Source organism: Acinetobacter sp. A2 (assembly GCF_012371325.1).
Taxonomy (GTDB): Bacteria; Pseudomonadota; Gammaproteobacteria; order Pseudomonadales; family Moraxellaceae; genus Acinetobacter.
In genome coordinates, this window is sequence record NZ_JAAZQX010000013.1 from 21,330 (window position 1) to 41,775 (window position 20,446).

At 40.9% G+C, this 20,446-nt stretch carries 20 protein-coding genes; 19 read left to right on the plus strand and 1 reads right to left on the minus strand.

Features of this window, described 5'->3' with window-relative positions; translation table 11 throughout:
* Position 1 precedes the first annotated feature (1 nt).
* The 12 genes from proB (at position 2) to HHA43_RS06645 (ending at position 8,821) form a co-directional block, all read left to right on the plus strand.
* Positions 2 to 1,135, plus strand: a complete 1,134-nt coding sequence (gene proB, locus HHA43_RS06590) for a glutamate 5-kinase (RefSeq protein ID WP_168418174.1) — start codon at positions 2 to 4, stop codon at positions 1,133 to 1,135.
* Between the two features lie 216 nt (positions 1,136 to 1,351).
* A complete protein-coding gene (locus HHA43_RS06595) occupies positions 1,352 to 2,542 on the plus strand; it encodes a tyrosine-type recombinase/integrase (protein WP_168542128.1) in 1,191 nt (396 codons plus the stop codon).
* 144 nt (positions 2,543 to 2,686) lie between these two features.
* Entirely contained in the window at positions 2,687 to 3,526 is an 840-nt protein-coding gene (locus tag HHA43_RS06600; protein WP_168542130.1) for a hypothetical protein, read from the plus strand.
* A gap of 165 nt (positions 3,527 to 3,691) precedes the next feature.
* On the plus strand, positions 3,692 to 3,985 hold the full coding sequence (locus tag HHA43_RS06605; RefSeq protein WP_168542132.1) for a helix-turn-helix transcriptional regulator: 294 nt from the start codon (positions 3,692 to 3,694) through the stop codon (positions 3,983 to 3,985).
* A gap of 3 nt (positions 3,986 to 3,988) precedes the next feature.
* Positions 3,989 to 4,204 carry a helix-turn-helix domain-containing protein gene (locus HHA43_RS06610; RefSeq protein WP_168542134.1) on the plus strand — a complete coding sequence of 72 codons (216 nt, stop codon included), beginning with the start codon at positions 3,989 to 3,991 and terminating at the stop codon, positions 4,202 to 4,204.
* Positions 4,201 to 4,440, plus strand: a complete 240-nt coding sequence (locus HHA43_RS06615) for a hypothetical protein (protein WP_168542136.1) — start codon at positions 4,201 to 4,203, stop codon at positions 4,438 to 4,440. The genes HHA43_RS06610 and HHA43_RS06615 overlap by 4 nt, the downstream gene beginning before the upstream one ends.
* The gene (locus tag HHA43_RS06620) at positions 4,437 to 4,634 is read left to right on the plus strand and encodes a hypothetical protein (protein ID WP_168542138.1); all 198 of its coding nucleotides are present in this window, start codon (positions 4,437 to 4,439) and stop codon (positions 4,632 to 4,634) included. Before HHA43_RS06615 ends, HHA43_RS06620 begins: the two co-directional genes overlap by 4 nt.
* A 2-nt stretch (positions 4,635 to 4,636) precedes the next feature.
* On the plus strand, positions 4,637 to 5,023 hold the full coding sequence (locus HHA43_RS06625) for a hypothetical protein (protein ID WP_228284161.1): 387 nt from the start codon (positions 4,637 to 4,639) through the stop codon (positions 5,021 to 5,023).
* Positions 5,016 to 5,321: a hypothetical protein gene (locus HHA43_RS06630; RefSeq protein WP_168542140.1), complete on the plus strand. Its 306-nt coding sequence runs from the start codon at positions 5,016 to 5,018 to the stop codon at positions 5,319 to 5,321. Before HHA43_RS06625 ends, HHA43_RS06630 begins: the two co-directional genes overlap by 8 nt.
* Positions 5,318 to 7,414 (plus strand): DUF3987 domain-containing protein, encoded by a 2,097-nt coding sequence (locus tag HHA43_RS06635; protein WP_228284162.1) that lies wholly within the window; start codon positions 5,318 to 5,320, stop codon positions 7,412 to 7,414. The genes HHA43_RS06630 and HHA43_RS06635 overlap by 4 nt, the downstream gene beginning before the upstream one ends.
* Positions 7,415 to 7,651: 237 nt before the next feature.
* Positions 7,652 to 7,978, plus strand: coding sequence for a single-stranded DNA-binding protein (ssb, locus tag HHA43_RS06640; RefSeq protein WP_168542142.1), 327 nt, complete (start codon positions 7,652 to 7,654; stop codon positions 7,976 to 7,978).
* 243 nt (positions 7,979 to 8,221) lie between these two features.
* A complete protein-coding gene (locus tag HHA43_RS06645) occupies positions 8,222 to 8,821 on the plus strand; it encodes a hypothetical protein (protein WP_168542144.1) in 600 nt (199 codons plus the stop codon).
* A gap of 1,013 nt (positions 8,822 to 9,834) precedes the next feature.
* Here the strand turns inward: HHA43_RS06645 and HHA43_RS06650 are convergent.
* Positions 9,835 to 10,539 carry an SIMPL domain-containing protein gene (locus tag HHA43_RS06650; protein WP_168460074.1) on the minus strand — a complete coding sequence of 235 codons (705 nt, stop codon included), beginning with the start codon at positions 10,537 to 10,539 and terminating at the stop codon, positions 9,835 to 9,837.
* A gap of 493 nt (positions 10,540 to 11,032) precedes the next feature.
* Here HHA43_RS06650 and HHA43_RS06655 point away from each other — a divergent pair, with 493 nt between their 5' ends.
* The 7 genes from HHA43_RS06655 to sohB all read left to right on the plus strand — a co-directional run bounded on the left by HHA43_RS06655 (position 11,033) and on the right by sohB (position 20,437).
* A complete protein-coding gene (locus HHA43_RS06655) occupies positions 11,033 to 12,406 on the plus strand; it encodes a diaminobutyrate--2-oxoglutarate transaminase (RefSeq protein ID WP_168542146.1) in 1,374 nt (457 codons plus the stop codon).
* Positions 12,407 to 12,410: 4 nt separating this feature from the next.
* Positions 12,411 to 13,943 (plus strand): pyridoxal phosphate-dependent decarboxylase family protein, encoded by a 1,533-nt coding sequence (locus HHA43_RS06660; protein ID WP_168525713.1) that lies wholly within the window; start codon positions 12,411 to 12,413, stop codon positions 13,941 to 13,943.
* Positions 13,944 to 14,426: 483 nt separating this feature from the next.
* Positions 14,427 to 15,452 carry a substrate-binding domain-containing protein gene (locus HHA43_RS06665; protein ID WP_168418178.1) on the plus strand — a complete coding sequence of 342 codons (1,026 nt, stop codon included), beginning with the start codon at positions 14,427 to 14,429 and terminating at the stop codon, positions 15,450 to 15,452.
* A 98-nt stretch (positions 15,453 to 15,550) separates the two neighbouring features.
* Positions 15,551 to 16,930 (plus strand): phosphate ABC transporter permease subunit PstC, encoded by a 1,380-nt coding sequence (pstC, locus tag HHA43_RS06670; protein ID WP_019837665.1) that lies wholly within the window; start codon positions 15,551 to 15,553, stop codon positions 16,928 to 16,930.
* On the plus strand, positions 16,930 to 18,318 hold the full coding sequence (gene pstA / locus HHA43_RS06675; RefSeq protein WP_168460072.1) for a phosphate ABC transporter permease PstA: 1,389 nt from the start codon (positions 16,930 to 16,932) through the stop codon (positions 18,316 to 18,318). The genes pstC and pstA overlap by 1 nt, the downstream gene beginning before the upstream one ends.
* A 13-nt stretch (positions 18,319 to 18,331) precedes the next feature.
* Positions 18,332 to 19,258 carry a phosphate ABC transporter ATP-binding protein PstB gene (gene pstB / locus HHA43_RS06680; protein ID WP_096901086.1) on the plus strand — a complete coding sequence of 309 codons (927 nt, stop codon included), beginning with the start codon at positions 18,332 to 18,334 and terminating at the stop codon, positions 19,256 to 19,258.
* 216 nt (positions 19,259 to 19,474) lie between these two features.
* Positions 19,475 to 20,437 carry a protease SohB gene (gene sohB, locus HHA43_RS06685; RefSeq protein WP_168460071.1) on the plus strand — a complete coding sequence of 321 codons (963 nt, stop codon included), beginning with the start codon at positions 19,475 to 19,477 and terminating at the stop codon, positions 20,435 to 20,437.
* Positions 20,438 to 20,446: the final 9 nt, after the last annotated feature.

The following is a 20,446-nucleotide window of genomic DNA, read 5'->3' on the forward strand; positions in this document are numbered from 1 at the left end:
GATGATAGAAGTGGTAGATGGGCAACGTCAGCTCAAGGGTTGTAAACGAATCGTTGTTAAAATCGGATCATCTTTACTCACAGCCAATGGGCAAGGTTTAGATTTAGATGCGATCTCGCATTGGGCGGGACAAATTGCAGATCTACACAATGCAGGACACGAAATTATTTTGGTGTCATCGGGAGCTGTGGCTGAAGGTATGGTGCGAATGAAACTAGAACATCGACCCACTGATCTACCCAGTCTTCAGGCATGCGCTGCCATTGGTCAAATGGGACTAATTCAGACTTGGTCAAGTGTGTTGGAAAAACACCAAATTCAAACGGCACAAGTACTTTTAACGCATGATGATCTGGCAGATCGTCGTCGTTATTTAAACTCATGTGATGCTTTGCAGAACCTGATTGAATGGCGTGTGATTCCTGTCATTAATGAAAATGACACAGTCTCTACCGATGAAATTCGTTTTGGCGATAACGACACCTTAGCTGCAATGGTAGCAGGGCAAGTGCATGCAGACTTACTGATCATTTTGACTGATCAGCAAGGCATGTTTGACTCTGACCCACGTTCTAACCCAAATGCAAAACTGTTCCACACTGTACGTGCTTTAGATGAAAGTCTGTTTGATATGGCAGGTGGTGGTGGTAAGTTTGGCCGTGGCGGTATGCTGACCAAAGTTCGTGCGGCACGTTTAGCGGCTAAATCGGGCTGTCCGACGTTGATTGCCAGTGGTGAAAGTGACAACGTACTTGCGCGTTTAATGGCGGGCGAATTGTTGGGTACTTTATTTATTACCGATAATGACCGTATTGCCGCACATCAACAATGGTTGGCAGCACATTTACAAACAGCAGGACGTTTGGTGATTGATGATGGTGCAGTCAAAGCCATTAAAGAAAATCATCGCAGTTTATTGCCTGTGGGTGTAAAAGCCGTAGAAGGGCATTTTGACCGTGGTGATGTGGTGGAATGTGTAGATACGCAAGGCCATCGTGTGGCAGTTGGACGTGTAAACTTCAGTTCACGCTCTGCAGACTTAGTCAAAGGTTTGGCATCCGACAAAGTGCATCAAGTCTTAGGTGAAGCACGTTCACTGGAGATGATTCACCGCAATCACATGGCAATATACTAGCAAAAACTCACCATAACCAAACATAACGCTAAGGCTTGATTCTGTAAGGGATTGAGCCTTTTTGTTGTGTAGTGCAATAACATGCAATAGACTAACAAGAGGTTAAATCGAGAGGTTAAATTGGAGGTTAAATATTATTAATCGCCATAAATACTAGAAATTAAGCGCCATAAATTTTAGAGCCTCTTAACTATATGAATTATTGAGGGAATAGCGATGCTGTCAAAATTACAAATTGATGCGATTAAACCAACCTCTAAGCTGCAAAAAATCCACGACAGCGAGATGCTGTACTTGTTTGTTTCCCCAACAGGTCGCAAAACTTGGAAAGTGCTTTATACGCTTGGCGGTAAGAAAAACACCATCACTTTGGGCGAATATCCAAAGGTGCTGAATGCTAAAGATGCACGTTTAAGACGTGATGAGATAAAAAAACAAATATCAGAGGGCATTAACCCGACTGAGCAAAAACGACAAGAAAAGATTAAAGATTTATCAGAGATGAGTTTTGCCGACTTGATAAGGCTTTACATGGAAAAAGTCACACCACACAAAAGGGGTGGACGTGTGGAAACCATTATCTTGAGTAACTATATAAAATCATTTCCCCGATTGATGAAAAAACCAGTAAACCAACTGGGGCAGCTAGACATGATTCAATTTAGGGATGAACGGCTGAAAAAGGTTAAGGGTGCAACAGTCGCTAGGGATTTAGGCTTATTGAGTGCTGTATTCAAGTATGCACGACAAGAACTAAGAATTATGACCAACTCCCCATTGGATGACATAGCAAAGCCGAAGCAGTCACCTAGTAGAAATAGACGTATCTCTCAGGATGAAATAGACCAAATTTTGCAGGCATTCAAATATGATGGGCGTTCTCAACCAGTCACCAAAAAACAGCAGACCGCTTGGGCATTTCTCTTTGCAATTGAAACGGCGATGCGAGCAGGCGAGATAACAGGCTTAAAGTGGGCAGACGTTTACGACAAGCATGTTGAACTTGAAATCACAAAGAACGGTACAGCTAGAAAAGTCCCTTTATCTAAGCGAGCCATTGAGCTTCTAAGTTATATGCGAGGTATAGATGAAACTGATGTATGTACCGTTAAAAGCAAGGTTGGGGATGGTGAAGTGGGCAGAGGTGCATTGTCAGCATATTTTAATCAAGTGGTGAAAGGTAAATTAAAAATTAATGACTTAACTTTCCATGACACCCGACATGAAGCTATTTCACGGATGGTTAAAACTGCAAAACTCCCAGTAGAGGTACTGGCAAAAATCACAGGTCATAAAACCATTGGTATTTTAATTAATACCTATTACAACCCCGACATTGAAGAACTAGCCGACCACCTACACAAAGAGGATGACCCCGACATTATTTTATTTAAAAAGACAGTGTAAGCGACAAGCTAGGACGTTCAATGATTGGCAGTAACTTGTCATTTCGCTTATATTCAGATTGCTAAGTCTAGGTTAGCTCCCGAAAGTCGGACACCCAATCCGATTGACTTAGCAGCTTATTTTGGGGTGCTGTGGGAGGCATGAATGGATTTACAACCATTAAACAATTTTGATCGTTTAGCATTATTAGATACGTTAAATATTATCGAGGCATCTGCATTGATAGCAGGGATTGCGCCTAGTGATATTTCTGAAGATTGGTGGAATGATGAATTGCATTACAACGTAGCGAATCATCGTAAATACCATGATAGTGCAAGAGATGATTTTTATATTGCCTACAATGCAGTAAAAAGAGCCATACGAGGCGATAAGCTAAAAGCACAAATTGCAGTAGATGAAGCAACTTGCATTGCTTACTTTGCTTCACAAAAAGACCACCCCAACGACAATAATAGGGATTGGTTGTGTCGAGGAATGATTGATAGGGAAACACTAATAGACCGAGAGGACTTAAAGAACTGGCTAAAAGAAATACCTTGCCACCCATCGGCATTTTTTAGTGAGAAGCCACAAGTCGAATATTTAAATAAAAAACACAAAAACTACTCTCCAACATTAGCCCTTATGGTTACAGCATGGCTTCATTCAAAGGAAATGGATTTAGCTGGCAATGCGCCAGTAAAGCAGCTAGAAGCCGTTATAAAAGAAATAGGGGACAGGTTTTTGGATGAAGAAACTCTAACAAATACAATAATTAACAACATGGCAAGCCTAACCAGTCCGAGTGATAAGAGCGGTCGCCCTCCTAAAAAGGAGATTGTAGCCGATGTTATTCAAACAGACGAATCAGGCAGCAACACAGATTTAGAATTGATTAAAAAACAATCAAACAGAAGTGTTTTATCGGCTGATTTTTCAGCACTGATAGATGGTAATAGTCATAACCAAGTAAATATAGCCGATGATGAGCTACCGTTTTAAGATATTGAATTATAAGTTAAAGCTCATTTTTATATTTTATAAAAAATCAATCTAACCAAAAAAATATACAGCCCTATTTTCTAAATGTAGAGCAATTTTTTTGCATAAAAATCCTACACATACTTCACCCAAGCAATAACGCTAAGTAACTTGCAAGGGTGCAATATGTCAGCACATGAAAAATACGCTCGCATTAAACAATTAGCGAGCGCACCATCTACCCCCGAAAAAATCTACACCATCAAGACAGGCGAAAACGCAGGCATGAAACGCAAAGTTAATGCCAAGCCTGAGCGCATCGGACTGTTACCAGTGACCGAAAAAACAATATGGACTTGGGTGCGTGAGGGGAAATTTCCGAAGCCTTTAAAACTCTCAAGCAACGTCACTGTATGGCGCATGTCAGAGGTCGAGGCGTGGATTGAAGAACAAGCCGACCTTGCAACGATGGAGGCTTAATCAATGAATAACACTCAATTAAAACAAGTCCTAGCACACCTCAAGCAAGGCAAGACCATTTCACAAGCTGAAGCTATCGACCTTTTCAACTGCTACCGCCTGAGCGCAATTATTAGGCGTTTACGCAATGCAGGCTATGACATTGTGACCCATAACGAGCGCAATAAGTCAGGCATTGGCAGACATGCACGTTATGAACTTCGGGAGGTGGCAGCATGAAAGATTTTGTATTGGCTTCATACCGACCAATGAATGACACAGAAACTGAAGCGCATTTAATCGTGAATGATGATGCAATGGTTTTTGTTGAACTTGATGCGGTGGATGGTGCAGAGCTAGAGATTTTGGCGGCTCATGCACAATTAATGAAAAACCCCGATGCGGTGGACGTTGTGGCATTTCACTACGGCAGCTTAAAGACCTTGTTTGACAAGTTGGCAGAGGTGTCAGCATGAGCGAAATTATAGATTTTAAATCCGAAAATGATGCAGACAGCCAACCCATGACCGATGACGAAATGCGGTTAGCGAATATCTACGACATTGCAGTCGGTTTGATTATTGATATTGAGGAGGGGCGTATTTTCTCAATGGCAGAAATCAAAGCACAGATGATTGAAGTCCTAGAGATTATTCAAGAGGAGTTATAAGCATGAAAGAGCTATTTTTTGAAATGTTTAAGGGACTACTTCTAGGCATGTGTTTTGTTTTGTTTTGCTTTGTTATTGCAAGTCTAAGCCGTTCCGCTTATGCTGTAGACCTCTCAAAATCTAACAGCGTTACCCCACAGCGTCATTGTGGTTTTATTGTGCCTAAGTTTTGCAAAGCCTCTCAAGCTGTGCAGAAAACAAGCGCAAGCGTTTCAGCTACGCAAACAAGGCTGCAATCCCTCTATGAGGGGCAGACACGACAAAATAAGGCAGCAATGCCGAATATGTCGGGCGATTCTGTTAGATCGAGAGTGATGCCCCTCGCCTTAATTTCTCAAGTTAAGCCGAATCTCAACTCAAAACTAACAGGAGGCAATTCTCATGCCTAAACAAATCAATTCTACAAATGCACCTAAAAAATACGATGCAGGCGACATGCACGACATTCAGTCGTTGGCTGCGTATGACATGAACTGGATGCAAAGCGCACTAAACCGAGTACGCCGTGACTTCATCAAGTTAAGTGTGGACTTACAGCAGCAAGGCATACATTCATGCCATTTCGATGAACTAAAAACCGCACTGGAAATGTATAGCTACCTAGCAGAGGAACGTCATAGCTTCCATGTGGAAATGTCAGAACAATATGAAAAAGAGTGGCAGAACACCAAAGGGGGTGCGGAATGAATGCAAAACACCCCGATATTTTAAACAAGCCAATACCTCTAGCAGTTAATATCGACCCAGTAACAGGGCATCGGGTAGAGTTTTTTCAGCTAGAAGATTTTGCGACAAACTGTATTGATGAGGGCAATTTTAAAGTAAAGCCTGAGAGCTATATCTACTCTAAATTGCCTAATTATAACTGCGAAAATTGCGAAGCCTACCCCTTAGTGAATCCAAAACAATTGAGCGAGGTTATAGGCTATGCAGTCAGAGGTACAGCAAGAAAATACGACACCACCACAACACCATTTAAAGAAATAGACAGCCAACAAGTGTCATTCATTATTGGTAAAAAAGGATTGTTTGCAAGCGGTTTAAATAAACCTCATTTATCGTATGTAGTCGGTACAAATGATATGGATTTATTTATTCAACTTGCTAAGGCAGGCAAAGCGGTTTTGCTGCATCAAAGTTTAGATGAAGCGTACAAGATTTTAAACAGTGGTATGCCTAAAACTGTTTTTAGATTGATTGCAGGCAAGATTCCACCAAAAGAAAATACTGATTTATTTGTTCAAGTGGATGACTCTTTTAGAGCGTTTACCTCTCAACAAATAGAAATGTTTTTTCTTGAGAAACGGAAGCAAATTATTGAATCAGGTGCATTCAATCAAGATGCAGATTCTCAACACTGGGGCGAGTTGCTACCACTTCAACAAGCGGAATCAGTACCAAGCAACCCTTATCCTATTGATGCACTGCCATTGTTAGCAAGGGAGGCAGTTTTAGCTATTTCCGAGCATGTGCAATCACCAATAGCCATGACTGCACAATGTGTTATTGGTGCAATGTCACATATTGCTCAAGCCAAAGTAAATGCACCCGATAGATTCAAAGCACACGGCGAGCCATGCAGTCTATTTTTACTCACAGAGGGGCAAAGTGGCAGCCGTAAGAGTACAAGCAAAAATCTAGCAGATCGTGCGATTTTGGACTATGAGCGCAAGCAGTATGAAATATACCGAGCCGATTTAGAGCAATGGAAAAGTGGTCAAGCAGGATTACCCAAAAAAGACCGTGAGGCGTACTGTGCAGAGAATCCACCACCGAATGACCCTAGCACCCTATACAGCGACATAACCCTTGAATCTATTGCAGGATTGTTTATTGATGGAATCTTGCAAAATGCTTCTATTTCAAGTGATGAAGCAGGGCAATTTTTCGGTGGGCATACTATGAAAGCCGATACACGTAACCAAGCATTAGGCGGTTATACAAAACTGTTTGATGATGGGTATGTGGAACGTACACGCTCAAAGTCAAACCTCAATGGCAGTGGTCGGGCGCATGACGTTCGAGTGACGTTTAATCTACAAGGGCAGCGTGAAGTTTTAGACAATGCCTTAAAAGACCCAGTGCTAAGGGGGCAAGGTTTTTTACCTAGATTCATCTTAACCATTCCTGAAAACTTGGCAGGCACACGCCTACAAGATGCAGCATATCGCAATAAAAACGCCAACAAAGACCACAGGCTTATTGCTTACTGGACACGGTGCGAATCATTGCTCGATAGCTGCCCACAGGTACAAACAGGGCATGAGCTACACAATGGGCGGTATGTCATCCCTATGAATGAGGAAGCCATAGCGATTGATACAGAATTTTATAACGTCATTGAGTCGCTACAACGTGCAGGCAAGCGTTTTGAGTACCTACAGGCGTTTGCGAGCCGTGCTAGTCAATTGGCACGCCGTTTAGCCACTGTATTTGCTTATTTTGAGGGACTGCAACAGATTGATGGCAAAACCTTGCAAGGAGCTTGTGAGGTCGTCAAACACTCATTAAATGAATGGGCAATGTATGCAGAAATTGAGGTTAAGGCGGAAAGTGATGCTCAAAAGCTGATTAAGTGGCTTATCGGTAAATGTGTGCAGCAAAAAACAGACCGACTTACTTACTCTTACATGCAGACATCATGCCCAAGACCGATGCAGAAAAACAATCATCTTTTAGAAATGGTTATTCAACAGTTAGAGGATTCTAACCATATCAAAATTGAATCGTTGGGGCGTACTCGGTACGTTGTAATTAATCCTTTATTACTGAAATCGTGACTAAGTGACTAAGTTAAGCCGAAACCCTTATACAGCAAGGCTTTTCACTTAGCAGTCAGCAAAAATGGCTTTGACTAAATGACTAAGTGGATGACTAAACCACGTATTCATTTAGTCACTTAGTCATTGTGATATTTAGTGACTGCTAAACGTAAACCCATATATATAAAGGCATACAGAGCAATTTAGTCATTTAGTCAGCTTTTTAGATAAATGAAATATATTGAGAATTGAACAATGGCGAACGTGAATAAATCAATCGTGATGGGTGTGCTAGGTCGTGACCCTGAAACAAAACAATTTCCCAATGGTGGCAGCGTTACTAATTTCAGCGTTGCAACTACCGACCACTGGAAAGACAAAGCCACTGGCGAGCGCAAAAGTGCTACAGAATGGCACAGAATCACCACTAGCAACCGATTAGGCGAGATTGCGAGCAAGTACCTCAAGAAAGGCAGCAAGGTTTATATTGAGGGCAGCATGAGAACAAGGAAGTGGAAAGACCAAAGCGGTGCAGATCGTGAAGTCACAGAGATAAAGGCGGATATTCTGCAATTGCTGTGATGCTAGATAACTTGTCACGGATAGCTCCCTAAAAATGGGGAGCTTTTTTTATTCCTTAGATTCGATTAGATCGGCATAGTCTAATTAGACAAAACCTTAAACATGATTCAAACCTAGACCTTGATTGCCAACCTAAATCATTAGTGAAATTTCATATTGAAAAACACTGTAAAATGACTAAAACACAGGGTACATAAGGCATTGAGCCTGATTTAATACTTGTGAATTGAGGTGCAGTTATTTATGCAAAAAACACACAGTCAGGTTGAGGATTGTTTGAGCTTAGACAGCCGAGTCATGGCTCGATATAAGGTATTTGATGGTGGAGGAAGTAACTCATGGGCATGGCGAAAAGGCGACTCTCAAGAAGTATTTTCATCTATAACATATCACTACGATAACGGCGGTTTAGTATTAAGCTACACATGCAACGAGCAGCAGCACCGCTATTTAGTGGATGTTGTCACCACACCATGCAACTACGGTGGCAAACGCTATTGGTTTAATTGCCCAAAGTGTTCTAAGCGAGTTGCAAAGCTATACCTACGCAATTCAATGTTTTTTTGTAGAACTTGCCACAAGCTAAATTACATGACCCAACAAAGCTGCAAATTAGAAAGCACACGAGCAGGCATGTATAAAATCAGGAATAAACTTAACTGGCAGTATGACACCGCATTCATGAAGTCGTGGCATAAGTTGAAGCCTAAAGGGATGCACCATTCAACCTACAACAGATTGGTGCAGAGGCATGACGAGCTAGAGCGAAAGTCAGAGCAATATTGCATTGCAAACTTTCATGCCTTTATGAATAGACATGGTTTAAAACCATCATGGGAATAATGAACTTGCAAAATGCAGCATAGCCACAAGCCTGATAGCTACACGCTTGCATCTCTTTTTATAGAGTGCAAGTGTTGATTGTTCTATCAATAATTTATTGTTTTCTAAGGTCAATCCATAATTGGATAGAGCTAACCAGTGGGGGGAGGTGAATAGCTATACCACGATTCAAAACCTAGACCGCAGCCAATCGCACGTATAAAAAAAATTCTGTTTTGTTAAAAAGTTAATTTTTTATTAACTGCTACGGCGTTTTAAAAGTCAGGTTTTGTGAGGTTGTGACCTTAGGATTACTTAGGATTTACGCCGTTCTGAATCTCATGTTTTATCAGGTTTTCTTTTTTTAAAGCAGTCCGCAAAACTAACATTTACTAACATTATGATGACGCAAAATTGCGTTGTGTTTCGCAACAACTACGAGGGATGGATGCAACTGTGGTTTTAATGCTTAAAATCCCAATAGAACTACAATGCGATTATTCAAGCGGTTTACTGCTACAAATAGCCTGAACATAGGACTACCCCCCATTGGTCAAGATGACCATACCTGAGCCACCAGTAAAGTGAGCAGATCAAATATTTAGTTTTTCGTTCCACCAAAAAGAGGAGCGAAAAAACACAACAAACAATTGTTGAAGTGCTAGAGAATTAAAAAAAGCGTGGGCGTGCGAGGCAGACTCAAAACTCCAACCTACGCAATGCGTAAAATTGAAAATAATTAATCAATCAGAAAAATAATTTATTGCTCAAAAATAGGGGGTACAGAACTCATGCAGAGGTTAAATGAGAGGTTAAATATTTTGACCCTATAAAATAATATAATTAAAACAGTAGCTTATGAGTTTTATATATCGCTATCACATGGCAATCTACTAAATTTGGCTTGCATTTTAAGCTTTGAATTAAGTTTAAGTTTTAAAAAATCCCGCTTGGTTTGCCTCGCGGGATTTTTATATGCTCAGATGATTCGAGTAAATGAATCTTGATGAGCTGTTTTAGGTAAATTCAGATTTTTATTTAAACTGAATCGTTCCATTTGCATTGACGGTAATTTTAGATTCACCCGCCGCCATATCTTGATCAGCTACAGCCGATTCCGCGACTGCAAATTTAGCCATACTCGCGCGCATCACAGGTTGTGGGAAATAAGAATTAGTATTCAGGTTTAAATTCACCAAGTTATAGCCCGATTTATTCCAAGCCTGACTCAGCATTTGCGCACGTTGCTGGAAGTTTTTAGAGGCTTCTACCATTAACTCATTTTCAACTTTTTTACGCTGCGCATCCGACACGCTAAAATTAATTGATTGGGTTTGGAAGTTTTGTTGTAGTTCGCTAACCAATTGGCTTGCGGCTTTAAAGTCGGTGCTTTGTACACGTACTTCGGCACGACCACGCCATTCTTTTAACTTACGGCTGTCATTGTCGTAAATTGGATAGGTGGTCTGTGAACCTGTTTCAACTTTCACTTGTGGATACTTACGTGCCGTTGCAATGGCTTGGCTCATTAACTGATTGATTTGCGATGCCAACTCTGCAGGTTGTTTGTGACTTTTTTCAATATACAGTACTGCATGCATTTGATCGTTTGAAACTTCGCGTGAAGCTTCAGCTTGTACATTGACGATATTGTAATTCAGTGATTCATTTTGCTGTGCAAATACCGTACTGGCAGCACCAGCAGCCAAGAGCGTAGCAGCGAGAGAAAGTAAGCGCATATTCTGACCTATTGTTCAAATTATCGGAAATTTTGGAGATGATTTGTCTGCATTAAATAGTAACTTTGCTTTGTGAGGATTTTTAGTCGAAATTGTGGTGGCTTTGTAAAATTTCACTATAAAATTGCAGTAAATTCAGATTTATAAAATTCAATAAAAATAATGATCTATACTATTTTGAAAATAAATGCTGCACGGCTTGAGAGATTGCTCAAAAGAAAGTATAAAGGAATAGGAAAGAGTTAATTTTTCTTTCCTTTGTCACAATGTAAGATGATAATTCAATCGAATCATCTGCAAGATATGTTTTTTCGATGAAATTAGGCAATATTTGGGTTAAACCTGTTTATTTTCTAGAAAAATTAGGTATTATCCCGCTTCCTAGTCTTGAAGAACAAAACTCTATCTCGCTAGATCAAAAAAGCACCGAGTCAAAGGACCGCAAGTCACCAGACTTATTTCTTTCAACCCATATCAGAGATGGTAATTCGATATGAGCGTTACTTCTGTAAACCCTGCCAACCATTCCACAAACGAATACTACTTGACTCGCCAAAGTCAGATGGAATCGAATGTGCGTAGTTATCCTCGTAAATTACCGTTAGCGATAGCGAAAGCACTGGGTTGTTGGGTTACCGATGTTGAAGGTACTGAGTACCTAGATTGTTTGGCTGGGGCAGGGACCTTGGCATTGGGTCATAACCATCCTGCGGTGGTTCAAAGCATCCAAGACACTTTAGCGAGTGGTTTGCCATTACACACCCTAGATTTAACGACACCTTTGAAAGATGCTTTTACTGAAGCGTTGCTTTCACACATGCCTGGCGGTCAAGAAGAGTACTGCTTACAGTTCTGTGGTCCTACAGGTGCAGATGGCACTGAAGCTGCAATTAAACTGGCAAAAACCTACACCGGTCGTAGTTCAGTGATTAGCTTCTCAGGCGGCTATCATGGTATGACTCATGGTTCATTGGCCATGACAGGTAACTTGTCTGCAAAAAATGCAGTCAATGGTTTAATGCCTGGTGTTCAATTTATGCCGTATCCGCATGAATACCGTTGCCCAATTGGCATTGGTGGCGAAGCGGGTGTAGATGCATTAACGTATTATTTTGAAAACTTTATTGAAGATGTAGAAAGCGGTGTCACTAAGCCTGCAGCTGTAATTCTTGAAGCAATTCAGGGTGAAGGCGGTGTTGTGACTGCACCAGTAAAATGGTTGAAGAAAATCCGTGAAGTGACTGAAAAGCACAACATCGTTTTAATTCTAGACGAAGTACAAGCGGGCTTTGCACGTTCAGGCAAAATGTTTGCATTTGAACATGCAGGTATTGAGCCAGACGTGATTGTTATGTCTAAAGCTGTTGGTGGTGGCTTGCCATTAGCTGTACTTGCTATTAAACGTAAGTTTGACGCATGGCAGCCTGCAGGTCACACGGGTACTTTCCGTGGTAACCAATTGGCAATGGGTACTGGTCTTGTGGTGCTTAAAACCATTAAAGAACAAAACTTGGCACAAAACGCACAAGAGCGTGGTGAGTTCCTTCAAGCTGAATTGAAAAAATTAGCGGTTGAATTCCCATGTATTGGTAATGTTCGTGGTCGCGGTTTAATGATTGGTATTGAAATTGTAGATGAACGCCAAGAAAAAGACCGTTTAGGTGCTTATCCAGCAGATTCTCAATTGGCTGCTGCTGTTCAGGCCGCATGTTTTGACAACAAACTATTGCTTGAAAAAGGTGGTCGCGGTGGTACGGTAATTCGTTTACTTTGCCCATTGATCATTACACAAGAAGAGTGTGTAGAAGTTATCGCTCGCTTCAAGAAAGCAATTGCTGAAGCGTTAGTCGCAGTTCGAGGCGCATAAGTTTATGGTAGATTTTGCAGAACATCGTAAAGCGTTACTCTGCAATGATGCTCAATCCATTGCTGACTACAGTGCAGCAATGGAACAAGCGACTCAAGCAGTCGCGGCATGGTTGCAAAATGACAAAATGTACACAGGCGGCAGCATTAAAGAATTGCGTGAAGCGATTGCTTTCCAGCCGTCTAAACAGGGTTTAGGTGTACAAAAGTCATTGGAACGCATGGTAGAGCTTTTCTTAAACAAAAGTTTAAAAGTTCATCATCCACATTCTTTGGCACATTTGCATTGCCCAACCATGGTGGCAAGCCAAATTGCAGAAGTGTTAATTAATGCAACCAACCAATCTATGGATTCATGGGATCAAAGCCCTGCTGGTTCATTGATGGAAGTACAGCTAATTGACTGGTTACGTCAAAAAGTTGGCTATGGCGCAGGTCAGGCAGGTGTGTTCACATCAGGTGGTACACAGTCTAACTTGATGGGTGTGTTGTTAGCGCGTGATGCTTGTATTGCGAAAAACTGGAAAGATGAAAACGGTAATCCGTGGTCTGTTCAGCGTGATGGTGTACCAAGCGATGCAATGCGCAACGTAAAAGTCATTTGTTCTGAAAATGCACACTTCTCTGTGCAAAAGAACATGGCGATGATGGGTATGGGCTTCCAGTCGGTTGTTACTGTACCTGTGAATGAAAATGCACAAATGGACGTGGTTGCGCTTGAGCAAACCATGGCACATTTAAAAGCAGAAGGTAAGATTGTTGCCTGTGTGGTTGCAACTGCGGGTACAACCGATGCAGGTGCGATTGATCCACTCAGAAAAATTCGTGACATCACCAATCAATATGGCGCATGGATGCACATTGACGCGGCTTGGGGTGGGGCATTAATTCTTTCTAACAGTCATCGTGACATGCTTGATGGTATTGAGTTGTCAGATTCTGTAACACTTGATTTCCATAAGCATTATTTCCAAACAATTTCGTGCGGTGCGTTCTTGCTGAAAGATGAAGCGAACTATCGTTTCATGCACTATGAAGCAGAATATTTGAACTCTGCGTATGATGAAGAACACGGTGTACCAAACCTTGTGTCTAAGTCACTACAAACGACACGTCGTTTTGATGCATTGAAACTTTGGATGACTATTGAAGCCTTAGGTGAAGAGCTCTACGGTTCAATGATTGACCATGGTGTGACCTTAACTCGTGATGTTGCTGACTATATTAAAGCAACGGCAGGTTTAGAGTTATTGGTTGAGCCTCAGTTTGCTTCTGTATTGTTCCGTGTTGTGCCTGAAGGTTATCCTGCAGAGTTCTTAGATAGCCTGAACCAAAACGTGGCAGATGAATTATTTGCGCGTGGTGAAGCTAATATTGGTGTAACCAAAGTAGGCAATGTCCAATCATTGAAAATGACGACGTTAAGCCCTGTTGCAACATTAGACAACGTGAAGAACTTACTTGGTTTGGTCTTAACTGAAGCAGAACGTATTAAAGATGCAATTGCTGCAGGTACATATACACCAGCAATTGACTAATGGCTGAATTACAGCAATTTTGATCAAATACAGCAAAAGAAGTCACTACGGTGGCTTTTTTTGTGCCTATTGTTTAGCGAGCGTAGAACGGGGCTAAAAATGTTTTGTTAATTTGAGTGTAATAAAAGAGTTCATCGTAGATTCTTCAATGGTTTTAGGCGTATTTGTCATAGAAAATAATTAGAATTGATGAATAAAACAGCAAATATTTCAGAAAAATTCATGAAAAAAGATGACATTGGCATGAATTATTACATTTTAAAAATAAATTTAAGAAAAAAATGAGCACAATAATATTTTATTACATATTGATTTTTAAGGAAATTAAAATAAATCAATGCAGAAAAGGCAAATATAACCAAAGCGTAACAAAGTTGTAACATGGCTGTCATATTATAAAACCACAATGCAGTTATCGAAATAAGTACAAAACTTAATAACAAGTGACGTACTCCGAACTTGCATACATTGAGAGAGAACAGAATGCGCTTTACAAACATCGCCATTGCTTTAGCCGTATCTGCAGCAGCTGTAACAACAACTGCAAACGCAGCTCGTGACACCATCCAAATCGCGGGTTCTTCAACCGTTCTACCATACGCAAGTATTGTAGCAGAAGAATTTGGTAATACTTTCCCACAATTCAAAACTCCAGTTGTTGGTTCAGGCGGTTCTTCAGGTGGTTTGAAGCAGTTCTGTAACGGTGTAGGTGATAACACAATCGACATCGCGAACTCTTCTCGTAAAATTAAAGATTCAGAATTAGCAGCTTGTAAAAAAGCTGGTGTTAACCAAGTTTTAGAAATTAAAATTGGTTACGACGGTATCGTATTTGCATCAAATGCAAACAAAGCAGCTTATAAATTAAAACCTTACCACGTGTTTGCAGCAATTGCAGCTGAATTACCATCTAAAGGTAAAATGGTTGCTAACCCATATACTCGTTGGAACCAAATTGACAAAACACTTCCAAATGAGCCTATCACTTTAGTTATTCCAGCATCTAACCACGGTACACGTGAAGTGTTCCAAGAAAAAATGGTTGATGCAGGCTGTGAAGCTTACTCAGCAATTAAAGCTTTAGACAAAGATGCGAAGAAAAAAGCATGTACATCTTTCCGTAAAGATGGTCGTGTAATTGAAATTGCGGGTGACTACACAGAAACATTGGCTCGCTTGAAAACTTCTCCAAGCGCAGTAGGTGTATTTGGTTTAGGCTTCTATGACCAAAACCGTGACCGTTTACGTGTTGCAACTGTAAACAACGTAGCACCGTCTGAAAACACAATCTTAAATGGTTCTTACCCTGTATCACGTCCATTGTTCTTCTACGTGAAAGGTGAGCACCTTAAATCAATCAAAGGCTTACCAGAGTTTACTGAATACTTCTTGAGCAAAAAAGTATCTGGTAAAGGTTCTAAGTTAGACAAAGCAGGCTTAATTTCTATGTCTGACAAAGAGCGTGCACAAGTTCTTGCTAACTTCAAAGCTGGTAAAGCGGTTAAGTAATTTGAGTTAAAACAGCTGATGGCAGGGATGACCTGCCATCGGCTTTTTGCTAAGAAATGTTTTTTCAAAAACGAAATTGAAAAAACAGTGGAGAATACATGAATCTGCTACTCATAGGTGTGTTATTGGCCATTATCGCCATAGCCTATCAAATCGGGTTAAGCAAGAGCCGTAACCTAGCAGGTAAGGGAAATAACTCTGCAATGTTACATTCACGCCCAGGATATTATGGTGCGTTGGTAGCATTATGGTGTGGTATCCCTGCTTTTTTAATTTTGATTGTTTGGAACTTGGTTGAACCAAGTATTCTAGAGCAAGTGGTGTTAAATAATGTGCCTGCGCACATTGCTGCTGGTCTAGATCCTGCAAGTACCAGTGTTTTGGTTGATCGTGTACAAGCGATTGCTTCTGGTTTTGGTGTAAGTGATACACCAGCTGCTTATGAAATTGCAGCAGCAGAGCAATTGTCTAAAGTAGCAACGATTGGTTCATACGCTAAACTTGCGGTTGTTATTTGTGCGGCTTTATTTGGTCTGGTGTGGGCAAAGAAACGTGTTTCACAACAATTCCGCGCACGTAACCAAGTTGAAAAAATCATCAACATTTCTTTGGCATTATGTTCTGGTGTCGCGATTCTGACTACAGTCGGTATTGTGATGTCTATGTTCAGTGAAGCAATGCGATTCTTTAGTTTCGTTAGCCCACTGGATTTCTTCTTTGGTACTGTCTGGAACCCAGGTTTTAGTACATCGGGTAGTGCAGACGGCAGTTATGGTTTATTGCCATTGCTGTGGGGTACCTTAATGGTCAGTGGTATTGCCTTACTTGTTGCAGTACCAATTGGCTTAATGATTGCAATTTATCTAGCAGAATATGCATCTCCTAAATTCCGTGCTTGGGCAAAACCAACCATTGAAGTTTTAGCGGGTATTCCAACGATTGTATATGGTGTATTTGCCATGATGATCATTGGTCCGTTCTTAAAAACTGCAGGTGCCTTAATTGGACTCGATATTAATGCCACTAGTGCATTAACTGCAGGTCTGGTCATGGGTATTATGATCATTCCATTTGTATCTTCATTGTCTGATGACATTATTACGCAAGTGCCGCGTGCGCTACGTGATGGTTCTTTAGGCTTGGGTGCAACCAAATCTGAAACCATTCGCCGTGTAGTTATGCCAGCTGCATTACCAGGGGTGATTGGTGCGTTCTTACTTGCTGCGTCACGTGCGATTGGTGAAACCATGATTGTGGTGTTAGCTGCAGGTAATAGTCCTTTACTACACGCAAACCCATTAGAGGCGGTATCTACGGTTACGATTACGATTGTCAACCAATTAACAGGTGATACAGATTTCGCAAGTCCGCAAGCATTGGTTGCTTTCGCACTTGGCTTGACCCTGTTCGTGATTACCTTAGGTTTGAACATTGTTGCACTATACATCGTGCGTAAATATCGTGAGCAATACGACTAATGAGTACTTCAAATACATCGTCTTTGGATCAGTTAGATCCACAAGCTGCTGCCGAATTACGTGAACAACGTAAAAAGACTATCGCCAGTTCATTGGGTAAGCGCCATCGTAAGGAAAAAACTTTCCGTATTATGGGGCTGTCGGCAGTTATCGCAGGTTTATTCTTTGTCGTGTTGCTTTTTGGCAGTATTTTGGCCAAAGGCTTGCCAGCATTTTGGCAAAGCAGCATGAGCCTTCCAATTTATTTCGATCCAGCAGTTGTGAATGTAGGTCCAAAACCGAAAGCAATTGCAGGTGAGTCACCAGCCCAATACGAAGAACGTATGATTGCGTGGCAAACTGAAATGGGCATGGTCGATTGGGATGCCCTCATTGTGAACGGCATTATTGCTAAAGATAAAGCGCTAGAAGCACAGCGTGATGATCTTGGCTATTTATATACCAGTTCTGAAGCGTACCGTGTACGTGACATGGTGTTGGCTGATCCATCACTGATTGGTCAAACCAAAGATGTTAAAGTACTTGCAGATGCTAACGTAGATGTATGGTTAGAAGGTAATATTGACCGTAGCCTGCCAGATGAGCAGCAACAGTTAAGCCCTGAAGTACGTCAATTGGCAGACAAGTTAGAGTCACAAGGCATTATTGAAAGTACATTCAATACCAACATTTTTGTTAGCCCAGACTCACGTAGTTCTCCTGCAACATCTGGTTTGGCGGGTGCATTCATGGGTTCTTTATTCATGATGCTAATTGTGATCTTTATTTCGATTCCAATTGGTGTGGCATCGGCAATTTACTTAGAAGAATTTGCGCCAAAAAATGCCATTACTGATATTATTGAAGTGAACATTAACAACTTGGCTGCTGTACCTTCTATTGTGTTCGGTTTGCTAGGTGCTGCCATCTTTATTGGTTGGATGCACTTACCATTGTCTGCACCGTTGGTGGGTGGTTTAGTGTTAAGTTTAATGACTTTACCAACCGTAATTATTACCACACGTGCATCGTTAAAAGCAGTGCCACCGTCTATTCGTCAGGCAGCTTTAGGTTTGGGCGCATCGCGTTTACAAACTGTGTTCCACCATGTACTCCCACTTGCATTGCCGGGTATTTTAACGGGTGCAATTATTGGTGTCGCACAAGCTTTAGGTGAAACTGCACCATTGTTATTAATTGGTATGAGTGCCTTTGTTGCCAGTGTACCAGCAACTCCATTTGATCAATCTACTGCGTTACCTGTGCAAATTTTCTTATGGCAGGGTAATGAAATGCGTAACTTCTTTGAAGGACGTACCGCTGCAGCCATTATCGTATTGCTTGCGTTAATGATTGGCTTGAACAGCCTTGCAATCTGGTTACGTAAGAAGTTTGAAGTACGCTGGTAATTGAGGGCAGAATATGAATACTGTAGCAAGCACAGAAAAACCAAATTCCTTAGAACAGGATAAACAAGTGAATCCACAGCAAAGCCAATTTACATCTCCAGATGTAGAACAGAAGCAATCATCAACTTCGTTTGTTTCACAGTTTGATACACAAGCGTCTAGCAAAAAAGAAGCTAAGTCTTCAAATGTGAAATTAAGTACCAATGATGTGCATGTGTACTATGGTGAATCTGAAGCAATCAAAGGTATTGATTTAAATATCTATGAAAATGAAGTGATTGCATTTATTGGTCCATCTGGTTGCGGTAAATCTACTTTCTTGCGTACTTTAAACCGTATGAACGACACCATTGATAGCTGTCGTGTAACGGGTAAAGTGATGTTGGATAACCAAGACATTTATGATCCTAACCTTGACGTCGTATTATTACGTGCGCAAGTTGGTATGGTGTTCCAAAAGCCAAACCCATTTCCAAAATCAATTTTTGAAAACGTAGCCTATGGCCCTAAACTGCATGGTTTAGCGCGCGATAAATACGATTTGGAAGAAATTGTAGAAAACAGTTTGCGTAAAGCTGGTTTGTGGGATGAAGTGAAAGACCGTTTGAATCAACCAGGTACTGGTTTGTCGGGTGGTCAGCAACAACGTCTTTGTATCGCACGTACCATTGCGGTAAGTCCAGAAGTAATTTTAATGGATGAACCATGTTCGGCACTTGACCCAATTGCAACGGCAAAAGTAGAAGAATTAATTTCTGAACTTTCTACTCAATATACAATTGCAATTGTAACGCACTCTATGCAACAGGCAGCACGTGTATCTGACCGTACTGCATACTTCCATTTGGGTGATTTGATTGAAGTGAATGCAACTGAAAAAGTATTTACTCAGCCAGACCATCAATTAACAGAAGCGTATATTACAGGTCGTTTTGGTTAATTTTCAAAATCTGTATAAAAGGACCGCAAATCAAACCGATTTGCGGTTTTTTTATGACGAATGTTTAGTACCTAGCATGATTTTGCTTTTGCACAAATTAAACGGTAATGAGATTTAAAATCGATTAAATTAAGCAAATCAACAAGGTGATATTGAATTTTTAAGTTCAGCCCTCATCTTAAGCTAAGCACAAATAAAATTGAGAATTGCGGATCTATGTTATTTCATTTACCTAAATTACCTGCCGAAATTCGTATTAGCCATTTAAATGCGCGAATTAACGAACAACGAAAAAAAATTGCGCAAACTACGGCATCTAAACTTGAGTTATTGCAACTTAGCCAACAAATGGCACGTGAAGCACGAGCCCGTAAAAAGAACAATCAAAAAATTTATGTACTTGACTTTAAAGGCGATACAGCCGCATCAGCAGTAGAGCAATTACGTGAAGAAATCACTTTGGTTTTGGCAACAGCAAAAGCAGGTCGTGACCGTGTGGTGGTGCGCCTAGAAAGCCCTGGTGGCATGGTACATGGCTATGGACTTGCTGCTGCTCAATTGGTGCGTTTACGTGATGCAGGATTTCATTTAACCATTTGTGTCGATAAAGTTGCGGCAAGTGGTGGCTATATGATGGCATGCATTGGTTCAGAAATTGTGTCAGCGCCATTTGCCATTTTGGGTTCTATTGGGGTAGTGGCACAAGTACCGAACTTTAATCGCTTGCTGAAAGAAAAAAATATAGATTTTGAGATGTACACCGCAGGTGAATATAAACGCACCGTGACCATGTTTGGTGAAAATACCGCAGAAGGCAAAGCAAAATTTGAACAAGAGTTGCAGCAAACCCATATTCTGTTTAAGCACTTTGTTGAAAAGTACCGCCCACAACTGAATGTTGAAAAAGTCGCAACAGGTGAGCATTGGTATGGTCATGATGCTTTAGATTTAAATTTGGTGGATAAACTACAAACTTCAGATGAGTACTTACTGAGCTTATTGCCACAGCATGATATTTATGTAATTCAAACTCGTAAAAAACCAACATTGGGTGAAAAACTGGGTTTACAAGCAGCACAAATGGCAGACAGTCTGATTCCAGCTGTAATGAATAAACTGGTGGATAGCCTAAGCAAAGCCAATAGTAGTTTGCTGCAAATACGTGATCCGAAACTGTAATAGCGATCA